This window comes from Delftia acidovorans SPH-1 (assembly GCF_000018665.1).
GTDB classification, from domain to species: domain Bacteria; phylum Pseudomonadota; class Gammaproteobacteria; order Burkholderiales; family Burkholderiaceae_C; genus Comamonas; species Comamonas acidovorans.
In genome coordinates this window covers 1,930,227-1,943,482 of record NC_010002.1, presented here as the reverse complement: position 1 = coordinate 1,943,482, position 13,256 = coordinate 1,930,227, and the positions used below count along the sequence as shown (strand labels likewise).

Here is a 13,256-nt window from a genome sequence, read left to right as displayed (position 1 = left end):
TCAGTGCCGAACCCGCAGCAGTCTTTGTCGACTTGCTTGATCCCGCGCTACGCAACGCGGCAGATGCGGCAGTCGCTGCCTTTGTGGATGTGACCTTTGGTGGTGCTTTGTGCTGAGACAAGGCAGATCCGGCAGCGGATTTCGCAGATTTACTTGAATCGCTGCTTCGTAGCACTTTGGAAGCGGCCGTAGCGGCACGCTTGCCGGTGACTTCGGGCCTAATTGCCATGTTCCACTCCTACGGAAGATTGATTTGACTTCTTCACCATTTCGACTGGAGATGTGTCATTGAACACCAGGAATGCGACCACGGTGAGGATGGCTGCAAACAATAGTGCGCTAGTAAGACCGCCCGCCACGTTTACTCCGAACTGCGGCCAGAACTGCTTCAGCTCTTTGATCTCGCCGACCACGATTCCGTTTTCGATTTCTTTCCGATACTCCGCATCTAACTCGGCGGAAACCTGTTCTGAGTATGCAAGCAAGGCATTCTCTGCAGTACCCTTTGCACGCAACAGGGCGCCCGGTGGTTGCTGCTCGTACCAGCCATGAACCTGATCCGCAGTCGGCAGAGCGCCGTGGCTCTTCTCGTAGTGTCGCATCCATTCAACGCGCTGCTCTTCAACGACAGCAAAAGCTACGAGACCCAAAAGCCAACTCTCATTTGATTCTTCGACGAGTTCGCGATAAGTGTCTTGCGCGCCTGCATATTTGGTCATCTTGCATCCACCTCCTGTTTGCGGTGTCGCCGATCTGATCTCGAGTACCTAACGCTTGAGTGAAGCCGCTTCAACGACGAGCCTCAAGATTTGCCCTCAAGGCATCAAGCGCAGCCACCTGGTGGGCTGGCATTGCTGCGCTGTTATACAACAAATTCGTATCTAGGTAACCCACTACATTCTCGACCTGGTCATCCGGAATGCCTGATGAGCAAACTTCCGAGAGGGCTGAATCGATGATCCTTGCATCGTCTGCCGTGATTGAGCCGCCATCTTTTGAGGCGAAGAGAATGCTTAGGCCAGTCATGAATTTATCCTGCGGCATAACGGATTATGGATCGCAAAAAACGCAGATCATATCTGATGCTTGCGATCTAAATCGGCACTTAAAAGAAGCAGCAAGCGGCTTGTAGCCTGGCCTTGTTGCAGGTGTGCTGAATGAAAATACAGTACCAAACGCAGCCATAAAACCCACCGCATCTCCTATGTTACGCACCACGTAGTTGTTGAATAAGATCTGCGAGCGAATTCGTAACAAGCACTATAGCCTACGCACGGAGCAGGTCTATGGTAACAGCGCGGCAATCCCATGTTGACCGTCGCAGGCAACACAGGCATTGATCAGGCGGCGCCCTCAGCCTGCCAGCGATACAGCAGCAATTCTTCGGTCCGGCTGGCACGTGTGTGGGCAGGCGCGTGAGCACGTCCTTCAGGTAGAGGCATAGGGGCCATGCCCGTTCAACCCCGCTCCCGCTCCGCAGAAGAACGCCTTCGTAGCGGCAGAGTCTAGGGGCTGGGTTTGGTGTGCATCGCTCCATCGGCAACCAAGCTCGAGAGCTCGCCGTCCTGATGAAGCTCCCGCAACACAGCAATGAGGTCTTCGGCTTGGCGATGGGGCGCCCCTGTCCCGGTCGCGCCGCCTTTAAGCGGGAGCTCTGCACCAGCTTGATGCTCTTCGGACTTGACCAATGTACTGTATTTATATACAGTTACCTCTATGGAAGCATCACCCATACCAAAACCCTCTCCGGGATCTGTATGCGTGACAGGCCGCCAGCGCGGTCTCAATCAGGCGTTGGAGGTACCCACATGCAAGCATAAGGTGAGAGCTTCTAAAGGCAAGCGCATCTATCGCCTCCCGACTTTGATTCATTGCAGCTTAGCGCCCCTTGCTCTACTGGCGGCTTTCATACGTAACAGCTTTGATACAGTCCTGCCCATCGACTTAAAAAGGTGGAGCGTTGACTGCATGGAAACCCAAAAGCTCACGATCGACTTACTTTCGAAACGCCAAGATGTCCTGCCATATGTTGCTCAGGTGGTTGAGGCCGCTGAAACTGTCCGTGATGCGTTGGGTTGGTTCCCGTTCAAGGTCTACAACGAAGCTGCAACCGGTGAACGGCTTATCGTGGCGGTTGCTCGCCAAGCTAATGAGGCACGTTATGCGGGGCACCTTCTGTTTGCTACGCGGTTTCCGCGGGGCTACGTCATGCAGATCCATGTCGATTCGAGGTGCCGCCGCCACAACGTCGCAAAGACAATGCTCGACTCGCTCAAGGCACATTTGAGCGCGTTGAACTACATCGCCATTGATGCTCGGGTCGCTGAAGACCTTCGCTCCTCCCAGGAGTTTTGGCAAAGCCAGGAGTTCTATGCATATCGCACCACGCCAGGAGGGAAGACAAGGGGCCGGACGCTGGTGGTGCGCAGCCACGAACTACCGACCCAGCAGCTTTTTGCGCCCAGTGGACTGAACCATCGAGATCCTCTGGGCCTTGCTGTCGAGCCCTCTGCAGCCACCAAACTCTATCTGCTGGACCTTAACGTCATGTTCGACCTGGGTCCGCGCAGAGCACGGCATCAGGATGTTGTCGACCTGTTTGCGCTAGAGCGCTTGGGCGTGTGCCGCCTCGCATTGAGCACCGAGTTTGATACAGAGCTCAAGCGGTCGGCAACAAGCGGAAAGACCGACCCCATGCAGGGTCTAGGACAAGTTTTCCCGAAGTTCGCAGTGCCCCCTGGCGATGTCATGACGCAGCTCACCAACGAACTTGCTCCCGTTATTTTTGCGGAGCGTTTCGCAGCAGGTGCCCTGACAGCAAACGACCTCTCTGACCTGCGGCACCTTGGCACAGTGATACATCACAAGTTAGCAGGGTTGGTGACCAGCGATGGTTCCATTCGCGATGCATCGGCCATGCTTCGCCTGCGGTATGGAATCGAAGTGCTCTCCCCATCTGCGTTTCAGATTTTGGGGGAGATTGACCCGGAGCTTGGCGCCATCACAGCCAGCACACGTGACACGCTGGAGCTGAAGGAGCTCACCTGTGGCAACGAGGTTGCGGTCCGCGAACTCCTTGCGCGCCTGGGCGTAGCTCTGGTTGATCAGTCCACTGCCTGGGCTGCAGATGATGGCAACAGCCGGGCCCGCCATCGCTACATCGTTGTGCAAGAGGATCAAACTATTGGGTATCTGATGTGGCCCAGTGGTCTCAGAGGAGGCACTTGCGATGCCTACCTCGCGGTCGATGAACGGGTTACGTGCGCACATGACGCAGCACGCCTGATGCTCGTTCACTTGATGGGAAGGGCTGAAAAAGAGGTTCAACGCATTCGGCTGAACCTCGCTCCCCAGCAGGCGTCTGTCAGGGAGGTTGCACTTGAGATCGGCTTCACCGGCACGAACAAGGCGCAGGAGCTGCACAAGGTATCGCTCTACAGCGTGGTCCTTGCCCAGAACTGGTCTACACACCGCTCGAAACTTCAAAGCGCGAGCGAAATCGGCCTGCCAACGTCGATGCCGATTTTCCGAGATCCAGACCAATACATCGAACTCACTCGGCCCGATGGTCAACGCACCCAGCTGACAGCTTTCGCTTTGGAAACTTTGCTCTCGCCAGCGCTGATTTGCATGCCTGGCCGACCTGGGGTGCTCGTGCCTATCCTGCGAGACTATGCAGAACATTTGCTGGATCACCTAGATCAGATGCAGCTGCTGCCGAGCGCCAAAGCTCTGCTCTACCAGCAACGCCACTATTTGAGTTCGCCGCAGACCCTAAAGGCGTTCCGACGTGGGAGCTTGATGTTCTTCTACGAATCTGGGCGCCACAAAGGACTCAAAGCCGTGGTGGCTGTTGCACGGGTGACAAACGCTTACCTGAGTGCTGAGGGGATGGTCGACAAAGGGGACTTGGACCGATCGGCGCTTGAGGAAGTCGATCTATCAACCATCGGCAAGTCAAAAATCAAGGCCGTCGTGGCCTTCAGCAACCTTAGAAAACTGCCAAACCCTGTGCCGCTGGCGCGCCTTAAGAGGCTCGGTTGTGGCGAGCCTACCCAACTGCTGACAAGTCGATCGCTCACATCCGAGCAGATCGAAAACATTCTCCTCGAAGGATTTCCGCATGAACGCCCCGCATAACTTCCTGATCTCTCTTGAAGAACGGCATGCGAACAGGATTCTGCAGGGCACCAAAACCGTTGAGCTCCGTCGTCGGCCTATGCACGTAGCCCTTGGATCAACGGTCTGGTTCTACGTAAAGATGCCGGTCGGCAGCATCGTCGGCTGCGCCACTGTCACAGGCCTGCACACGCTCGCCCCCAGCACACTGTGGAGGCGATTTGGCACCGTATCGGGCCTCAAGCGCCAAGAATTTTTCGAATACTTTTCAGGTATTTCGAAAGCCTTTGCATTGGGCCTGAGTGAGCCTACTGAGCTCACGTCCCCCATCCCGCTGAGCAAGCTGCGCGACGTGTCGGGAGGCTTTCACCCACCACAGTTCTTCGCCAATGTCGCAAATGATGGACCTTTACTGCACGTGATGAGCCAAGCTCTTCACGGCAGGCCCGCGACGTCGCAAAATCTGCAGACTGAGCTGGAACTGGCCTGAGGCGCCCCATGGAAACAAACGCCTCAAACACCCTCAGGCTCTGCTACGGCCTGAGCGAGCTTGCGTTTGCAGTATGGAACCATCTGCGCGATGAGATCTTTACAAACCTCGAAAGCATTCAACACCTCAGAGGGTGAGGTGCCGGGTGTATAGAACTTCCCGCCTTCCTCGATCAGGCCTAGCTTGGGGCGAGCACCGGCAACTGCGGAAGTCATCTCGCTGATGGGAAATTCTGGCGGTATGCCTGGATAGTTGGCTCGCTCAATGGTCTTGTCCGCTCCTTGCAAGACTCCCCTAGAAACGCATCTGGCACAGAAGTGCAAAAAAACTGATTTCGGGCTGTGGACTTCTGCCCCGATGCGCCCAGCTTACTTGGCTTTGAATCGGACCGTGATGACCTTGCCTTCAGCCGTGGTCACCGTCGCAACGACGCGAGCACCAGACACCAACTTCGTCGTAGCCTCGAGCTTGTTGCCCCCGACCGGTTTGAGTTCGACCTCGCTCTTCTCGGTGCCATTCAGAATGGCCAGCTTGCCACTCATTTTGCTGGCGTCTGCAGGCGCATCGTGGTCCACGATGTACAGCGCAGCCTTATCGCCTTCGTTCGCAAGCTCAAACGACAGGTCGCTAGCGGTCTGAACCACGCCTCCATATTGGGCCTTGCTAGGGCCATGGGCGGAAGCATTGAAGGCCAACGCAGACAAGCCGAGCATGACGGCCAGGGCAGTTTTACGATTCATCATTTCCATCTCCAAGTTTCAAGTTGACCGCAAGTTGAGGCTGCGGTGTCGCCTATCTGAGTGCACGCGTCAGTACGCGTGTTGAACGTCGTGAGATTCTTCCGGTTGGTCGGTGATGAGACGCTCTGTCGCCTTGCGACCGAACCGCAGGTACATCAGCGGTGTCATCAATGTGTCGAGTAGCGTTGAACTCACCAAACCGCCGAAGATGACGACAGCCACTGGGTGCAGAATTTCCTTGCCGGGTGCGTCGGCAGACAGCAGCAAAGGAGTCAGAGCAAACGCGGCAACGAGCGCAGTCATCAGGACTGGAGTCAATCGTTCCAGTGAGCCGCGTACAACCATGGCCTGGTCAAACGTCTCCCCCTCGAACTTGCAGAGGTTGATGTAATGGCTGACCTTGAGGATGCCGTTGCGCGTCGCGATGCCGGCCAGCGTGATGAAGCCCACCATTGAGGCAACAGAGAGGCTGATGTCTCCAATCCACATGGCGACCACACTGCCTATCAAGGCGAGGGGGATGTTCGCCATGATGATGGCCGCCAGCGTGACAGACTTGTACCGGGAGTACAGGACCAGGAACACCAGCAACAGGGACAGCACGGATAGACTGGCAATCAGTTGCGCGGCCTGCTCCTGAGCTTGGAACTGTCCCTCAAGGCTGATGAACGCGCCAGCCGGCAGCGTCACCCCGCCAATCACGCTCCGGATATTGCTCACGATGGAGCTCATATCGTTGCCATCCGTGTTCGCGTAGACAACAATGCGGCGCCTCCCGTTCTCCCTGCCAATCTGGTTTGGGCCGTCGTTCTGCTCGACCGTCGCGATGGAAGACACAGGGATACGTCCCGACGGAGTATCGATGAGGGTACGCTCCAGGTCCTGGGGCGTTCGAGCCCCATCTGGCAAACGCAGCACCAACTCGTACCGCTTTACGCCATCGACAATTTGCGCGCTGTGTGCTCCATCTGTCAGGGCTTGGAGGATACGGACGGCTTCCCCGGGAGAGATGCCTGCCTGCGCTGCCTTGCGCTGGTCGATGCGCACCGTGATTTGGGGAATAAGCACCTGTTTCTCAACAGACAAGTCCACCACGCCAGGAATGGTCGACATCCCCAGGCGTAGTTGCTCCGCCAAACCACGTAGGGTGTCAGTGTCGTCACCGAAAACTTTGACTGCAATCTGCGCGCGAACGCCCGACAAGAGATGGTCCAACCGGTGTGAGATGGGCTGGCCAACGGCAACTTGCGCGGGCAAGACGGAAAGCTTGCCGCGGATGTCAGCCATGATGGCTTCTCGGTCCCGCTGACTACGGCGAAGGTCGACATCGATTTCTGCAGAGTGCACACCCTCCGCATGCTCGTCCAGCTCCGCACGTCCGGTACGACGCCCCACCTGCGTTACCTCTGGAACCTCCTTGATGAGTGTTTCAGCCAGTGAGCCCATCCGGTTAGCCTCTGCCAGTGATGTCCCGGGGTTGAAGACCATTCCGAGAACCAGGGAGCCTTCGTTGAAAGCCGGCAGAAACGCCCTCGGGAAGAATGGCACGCTCGCTGCTGCACCGGCAACGGCCAAAGCTGCCGCGCAAAGCAGTATCTTGGTGCGCGGAAAGGACCAGCTCAGCAGCGCCTCATCCCAGCGCTTCAAATGCGTGACCAATGTGCTGTCACCATGGTCAATACGGCGCATCTTTGGCAGCAGGTAGGAGCTCATCACCGGCGTGACGGTCATGGACACCAGCATCGATGCCAGGATGGAGACGATGTAGGCAATGCCCAGCGGTGTGAAGAGCCGCCCTTCGATGCCGGGAAGAGCGAACAGAGGAACGAACACCAGACACACGATGATGGTGGCGTAAACGATGCCTGAGCGCACTTCGATACTGGCGTGGCGTACCACCTCCATGGTCGACAGTGGCCTGGGCAACTGGCGGTTCTGCTTCAGCCGTCGCAGGATGTTTTCCACGTCCACGACAGCATCGTCGACCAGCTCGCCAATGGCGATGGCCAGGCCTCCCAATGTCATCACATTGATGGACTGTCCGAGCAGCTTGAAGACTACCGCCGTCACCGCCAGCGAGAGCGGGATGGCGACGAGGGAGATAAGTGTGGTCCGCGCTGATAGCAGGAACGCAAAGAGCACGATGGCTACCATGATGGCGCCGTCACGGAGCGCTTCACTGACGTTCCCCACGGACGCCTTGATGAAATCCGCCTGCTTGAACAACACACGCGGCTCTTGCAGGCCAGCTGGGCGGCCTTGCTTGAGCTCTTCCAAAGCCGACTCGATGGCTTGCGTCAGAACGACTGTGTCGCCCGCAGGTTGCTTTTGCACACTGACGACCACAGCAGGCGCGCCGTTGTAGCCGCCATCACCACGTTTCATACCAGCGGCAAAGGAGACCTGTGCAACCTGCTCCAAGAGAATGGAGCGACCGTTTCTCCATGCAACAGCAATGCCCTGCAAGTCTTCAACACGGTTCGTTCGTCCTACATGCCGAATGAGGAACTCACGACTGTTCAGGTCGATAAAGCCGCCCCCCGCATTGGACGAGAACCCGCGCAAGGCGTCCTCGACCTCCGTGAGCGACACTCCAAACTGCGCCATCCTTGCGGTGTCGGGCTCGACCCGGAGCTGACGTACATCGCCCCCGATGGGGATCACCTGTGAGATGCCAGGAATCGACAACAGCCGTGGTCGCAGCACAAAGTCGGCGTACTCCCGTGCCTCCATCGGCGTGGCCGTTCCTCCCTCAGTGCCCTGCAGCGGAAGCGCGAGCAGCATGATTTCGCCCATGATGGATGAGACTGGCCCCATCATCGGATTGACGTCGGCAGGGAGTCGCTCGCGAGCGAGTGAAAGTCTCTCCGATACCAACTGTCGGTTGCGGTATACGTCGGTGCCCCAGTCGAACTCTGCGTAGACGATGGACAGACCCACTCCGGACATGGAGCGAACCCGTGTCACGCCGGGCATCCCGTTGAGCGCCGTCTCCAACGGAAAGGTGACGAGTTGCTCCACTTCTTCAGGGGCCATGCCGCCGGCCTCGGTGAGGACGGTGACAAGCGGCTTATTGAGGTCCGGGAACACATCCACCGGCGTGCGCCAAGCGGTAATGGCTCCATAGACCAGCAAAATGGCCGCAAAGACCAGTACGAACAGCCGGTTGTGGAGGCTATTTCTAACGACCCAGTTGAACATGAGTGTGTCTCCTGGGCTCAGCGGATTTGTGCAATCAGCGGTGCACCCTGGACCACGACCCGGTTGTCGCTGCCCAGACCTTGCGTGACCACCACGCGCTGGGCATCCAAGGGGCGAAACTGCACTGGCTGCGGTATGTACCGCTCGGCTCCGGACTTAATCCAAACGACGGGCTCATTCGCAGCGTTCCGGGTAACAGCTTGCGCCGGCAGGACATAGCCCTTGGTCGTGTCTTTGCGGGTGGCCAGCACTGTGACCGGCTGACCCACAGCCACGGCAAGCGCCTGCTTGGAGCTCAATCGGAACGTGAGTGGCAACACGCCATCGCGCAAGGCGCGCGCGGCTCCAATGAGTTGGAGTTCGGCATCTGGAATGCCTGACAAGGAGGCGGAGGACAGCTTGCCCGCCAGCGCTGCATCGGCTGTCGATGCCTCCACCAGTACACGGCCCGGGTCAACAATCTCATACACCACATCGCGTGGCTCAATGAACTGTCCTGCCACGGCATCCGCGCGGGAGATCACTCCGGTTATCGGAGCCACCAACCTCTCCCGTGTGCTCAGGCTGGCCCCCACTGCGGATGACCGAGCTTCCAGACCTGAGCGTTCCGCTCGAGCTGCGTCAATGTCTTTGCGAGGTACAGACCCTTCGAGGCCTTCAAGCCGTTTGACTCGTTGGCGAGCCAATTCCAGGCCGCTGCGGAGCTCTGCCAAGGCTGCATGCTGGTTCGCCAGTGCGATGGGGTCTGGCTGGTGCGCGACAACGGCGAGGACATCTCCTTTGCGTACCGCTTGCCCCGCGACAGGCAACCCTCTGGGACCTGCCTCAATGCGGCCGCCCAGCGCCGTCTGCACTCGACCACCTGCATTGGGGTCCATGACAATGCGAGCAGGCAGTTGCACCGTCACGCCGGCATCCTGCTCGGTGATGAACGTGGTCCGAATCGCCAATCGTCGTTGGGCGAGCATCGGTACGTTGACGCTACCGTCAGGCAATCGGCTCAGGCTATTGGACGTTGTGGGGACGGAGGGGCCGTCAAGATGCTCGCCATTGGGGCCATGCGCACCAGGAGCGGCGTGAACGGAGGCGCACAGTGCGACCATGAGAGCTGAAAGGAAGTACTTCATTGGGAAACTCCAGCCTTCTTGGCGGTAGCTTTCCGACGCATGACTGCCCAGCCAATCAAGAACAAAAGTGCCAGGCCTGCAACGATGGCAGCCTTGATGGCGTTTGACATGTGGTGACCGTGGCCGTGTTCGGCACTTTCTGACAGAACAACCAGCGTTCCGTCGAGCAGGTCTGCCTCATTGCCTGCCGTGACCATGATGACCATCGCGTGCTCACCAGGGGCGGCAAGCGCTTTGAGGAAGGCCTCGTCAGCGACTGCATAGTCCCCTTGGTCTGCATGGAATGGCGCGGTGGCCTTGAGGTTGCCCAGCTCCAGTTCCACCTGCGCATTCAGCACGGGCTCGTTGGTCTCATACCGATTGATGAACATAGAGAATTCGCTAACGCTGAGACGCCCAACCATTTCGAACGACTCGGAGCGTGTCTCCAGGCGCGGAGCGCTGCTGCCCTGGACCTGAGTAGCGGGCCCGTCAAGATGCTCGCCATTGGGACCATGGGCACCAGGGGCCGCGAGACTGACATCGGCGAATGCAAACAGGGCTGCAGCAACGTACCCCATGCAGTGTTTTTTGAAATTCATGGGGTAACTCCTAGCGCTTGCAATACCTTGGCACGGGCAAGACCAACCGCCGCCTCCTGGCGCTTGGCTGCTGCGGCAGCGTCCTGCGCTGCGGACAGGGCCCTCAGCGTCTCAGGCAGCGCGCCTTCACCAGCCGCGAATGCCCGCTCCATCAGTTGGGCCCGCTCAGACAACAGGGCCGCCCGCTTGCGGTCGTCTTTCAGTTGTCGTTGTGCGTTGGCCTCGGTCAACCTTGCCGTTGTCAGTGCCGCCTGTTGCCGGTCCTTGAACTGGCGCTCGGCCGCCTCAGCGACATTGAGCGCTGTCATTGCCGCTTCGACCAATGGCGCGTTGCGTTTGGATGCTCCGAGGGGAATGCGCACGGCCAGTCCAAACGAATGGCTGCTGGCCTCGGCTCGGCCGGAGGTGTCTTGACGGACTCGGGCAATGAGCTCCGGTGATGCCGTCGACGACGCAGACACTGCCTTCAGGCGGCGTTGCGCCGCTTCGACATGCAACCGGGCGAAGCGCAAGGCTGGATGCTCTTCCGGACCGATGACATCAGGCTCAAGCGTCGGTTCCGGTATTGCGGTCAAGCCTGTTAGCACTGACCACTCCTGGGTTGCAGCCTGGAGTTGCTGCTCTGCGGCCAGAACAGCAGCTTGCGCTCCTAGCATCTCTGCTCGCGCCGCCAAGCCATCGGCCCGAGCCAACTCTCCTGCGTCGACTCTTCTCCCAACGTCCGCACTGAGGGACCGCAAGGCTGACTGCCGTGCCTTGGATACCTCTAGCTCGGCTCGCTGGATTGCGATGTTCCATGCTGCCTCGCGTACGGCGCCTGCCGTACGCAATCGGCCCGCTGCTATGGATGCTTCTGCGGCATCTCGGTCTGCCTGCGCTGCGTCCAGGCGGGCGCCGCGCTGTCCAGGCCTCCACAACGGAAGCGCTATGCCGAGTTCGGTCTCCTTCGCTCCGCGGTTCGATTGCAGCCGGTCGTCTCGGTGGCCAATCTCAAGTGTGGGAGCGGCTGACCAGAAGGACCTGGCGACCTCCAGCTCAGCACCTGCACGACGGACCTGGCCAGATGACTCCTGTGAGTCGGTGGTGCGCTGCCAAGCCGCATCAACAGCTTGCGACAACGTCACATATTGGGCGTTGGCAAAGGGCATGCCAGCGCCCAGGCCGATGGCGATGCCAAAGGCCAATAAAACGGATTTCAAGGTACACCTCGTGACTTAAAGCAGTGACGAGCACGCGTTCAAACGCGCACGCCACGGGCTCGGCAAGCCATCAGGCATGCCGACCAATAAGTTCAGAGGAGGAGACGGGGAGGTCTTCGCAATCGGTGCGGAGACGGGCTGGGGAACGCAGCGTCGTGCAGCGTCAGCACCTGCCCAGCATCTGCAGGAGGAAGACTGAGAGACATGGAGGGCAGCAGGGCCGAGAGGCTCAACACTGCGTCCAGAGCGACGTGCTGGCTGGCGTCGTCCGAATCAGCTTCGTGGAAGGACCCATCATCGTGATGATGGTGTCCTGCCTCAGACCAGTGCATGAGCGTGTGCTCGAAATCCTCTCCATAGACAGCCGAGCCTGCTATGGCAAGACTTTGCCAGAGCATCCCGAAGAGCACTGCTACGAGGATGAGTGATTTACGCACGGGGAGGGAGTCTACCTGTTCGTGTGCAAAAAGCTGTATGCCAATGACTCGCTAGGGCCATTTTGGCAAACGGGGTATGCCGAACATCGGGCAGGCCCTTCGGTGGGGGACCCTTAGGATTGAGAGCAATCAGCTCCAAAGTTCATCCCATGTCCGTCCGCTCAGCATCTCCTGCCCTGGCTGCGGCCCTCCTTTTCGGTGCCAGCACACCTTTCGCTAAGCTCCTCGTTGGAGATGTGCCGCCATTGTTGTTGGCGGGACTGCTGTACCTCGGAAGCGGCATCGGTCTTGGTGCATTGCTCGCCATCCGGCAACTTTGGGACAGGCCCGACCAAGCGCCGGCGGTTGGTATCTCGAAGAAGGACATCCCATGGCTCCTTGGCGCAGTACTGTTCGGCGGGATGCTGGGCCCGGCGCTTCTGATGTGGGGCCTTACCGAGACATCGGGTGCGACAGCATCTTTGCTTCTTAATGTCGAAGGGGTGCTTACCGCCGTGATTGCATGGGTCGTTTTCAAGGAAAACGCTGACCGGCACATCGTGCTCGGCATGGTCGCCATCGTCGTGGGTGGTGTGCTCCTTTCCTGGCAACCCGGTGGCGCTTCACTTTCGCCCCATGCATTGCTCGTCGTGGCTGCTTGCCTTTGCTGGGGCATCGACAACAACCTCACGCGCCAAGTGTCTTCGAATGATGCAATGGTCATTGCGTGCTGCAAAGGTCTGTTGGCCGGAGTCTGCAACACTGCGTTGGCTGTCTACATGGGAGCTCAGCAACCCGAGCCCGCAGCTGTCATATCAAGCATGGCTGTGGGGTTCCTGGGCTATGGACTCAGCTTGACTCTCTTCGTTGTCGGACTCCGAACCCTTGGCACCGCTCGTACCGGCGCGTACTTCTCCGTCGCACCGCTGTTCGGTGTGGCACTGTCGTTCGCCATTTTGCAAGAAGCGCCCTCCACGCTGTTCTGGGCGGCGGCAGTGTTCATGGGCATCGGCGTTTGGCTTCACCTGCGAGAGCGTCATGAGCATGAGCACTCGCATGAGCCGATCGTGCATACGCACAGCCACCGACATGATGAGCACCATCAACATGGCCATGGCGCTGAATGGGGCGGCAAAGAACCTCATGTCCATGCCCATACGCACGAGGTGCTGACTCACAGGCATCCGCACTACCCGGACATTCATCATCGGCATGTGCATTGAGCAATGCCTGCTCGACGTTGCGCAAGATTCTCGCATCGTGATTGCAGCCTCCTGTCCCGCAGGGGTAGAGGGTGTCACGCTCCAGCGCTGGAGATGCTCAATGGAGTTTCCAGCGCGCTCAAACGGTTGCTTTAGCCGCAAGCCGACGCTATGCCCGCGC

10 protein-coding genes are annotated in these 13,256 nt (G+C 58.8%); 3 read left to right on the top strand and 7 right to left on the bottom strand.

The features are described 5' to 3' along the window. Positions 1-218: 218 nt before the first annotated feature. Positions 219-719, bottom strand: coding sequence for a hypothetical protein (locus tag DACI_RS08705; protein ID WP_012203675.1), 501 nt, complete (start codon positions 717-719; stop codon positions 219-221). 70 nt (positions 720-789) lie between these two features. Continuing rightward, positions 790-1,026 carry a hypothetical protein gene (locus DACI_RS31895; RefSeq protein WP_012203674.1) on the bottom strand — a complete coding sequence of 79 codons (237 nt, stop codon included), beginning with the start codon at positions 1,024-1,026 and terminating at the stop codon, positions 790-792. 942 nt (positions 1,027-1,968) lie between these two features. Here DACI_RS31895 and DACI_RS08700 point away from each other — a divergent pair. Continuing rightward, positions 1,969-4,140 (top strand): GNAT family N-acetyltransferase, encoded by a 2,172-nt coding sequence (locus DACI_RS08700; RefSeq protein WP_012203673.1) that lies wholly within the window; start codon positions 1,969-1,971, stop codon positions 4,138-4,140. After that, positions 4,124-4,609, top strand: coding sequence for an ASCH domain-containing protein (locus tag DACI_RS08695; protein WP_012203672.1), 486 nt, complete (start codon positions 4,124-4,126; stop codon positions 4,607-4,609). The genes DACI_RS08700 and DACI_RS08695 overlap by 17 nt, the downstream gene beginning before the upstream one ends. Before the next feature lie 368 nt (positions 4,610-4,977). Here DACI_RS08695 and DACI_RS08690 read toward each other — a convergent pair whose 3' ends face one another. The 5 genes from DACI_RS08690 to DACI_RS08670 form a co-directional block, all read right to left on the bottom strand. Next, on the bottom strand, positions 4,978-5,352 hold the full coding sequence (locus DACI_RS08690) for a hypothetical protein (RefSeq protein WP_012203671.1): 375 nt from the start codon (positions 5,350-5,352) through the stop codon (positions 4,978-4,980). A gap of 66 nt (positions 5,353-5,418) precedes the next feature. Next, entirely contained in the window at positions 5,419-8,550 is a 3,132-nt protein-coding gene (locus tag DACI_RS08685) for an efflux RND transporter permease subunit (protein WP_012203670.1), read from the bottom strand. Positions 8,551-8,567: 17 nt separating this feature from the next. Continuing rightward, positions 8,568-9,677, bottom strand: coding sequence for an efflux RND transporter periplasmic adaptor subunit (locus tag DACI_RS08680; protein ID WP_012203669.1), 1,110 nt, complete (start codon positions 9,675-9,677; stop codon positions 8,568-8,570). Next, the gene (locus DACI_RS08675; protein ID WP_012203668.1) at positions 9,674-10,258 is read right to left on the bottom strand and encodes a hypothetical protein; all 585 of its coding nucleotides are present in this window, start codon (positions 10,256-10,258) and stop codon (positions 9,674-9,676) included. The genes DACI_RS08680 and DACI_RS08675 overlap by 4 nt, the downstream gene beginning before the upstream one ends. Beyond that, the gene (locus tag DACI_RS08670) at positions 10,255-11,457 is read right to left on the bottom strand and encodes a TolC family protein (protein WP_012203667.1); all 1,203 of its coding nucleotides are present in this window, start codon (positions 11,455-11,457) and stop codon (positions 10,255-10,257) included. Before DACI_RS08670 ends, DACI_RS08675 begins: the two co-directional genes overlap by 4 nt. A 586-nt stretch (positions 11,458-12,043) precedes the next feature. On the opposite strand from DACI_RS08670, the gene DACI_RS31080 reads away from it, so the two are divergent. Continuing rightward, positions 12,044-13,096 (top strand): DMT family transporter, encoded by a 1,053-nt coding sequence (locus DACI_RS31080; protein ID WP_012203665.1) that lies wholly within the window; start codon positions 12,044-12,046, stop codon positions 13,094-13,096. Positions 13,097-13,256 lie beyond the last annotated feature (160 nt).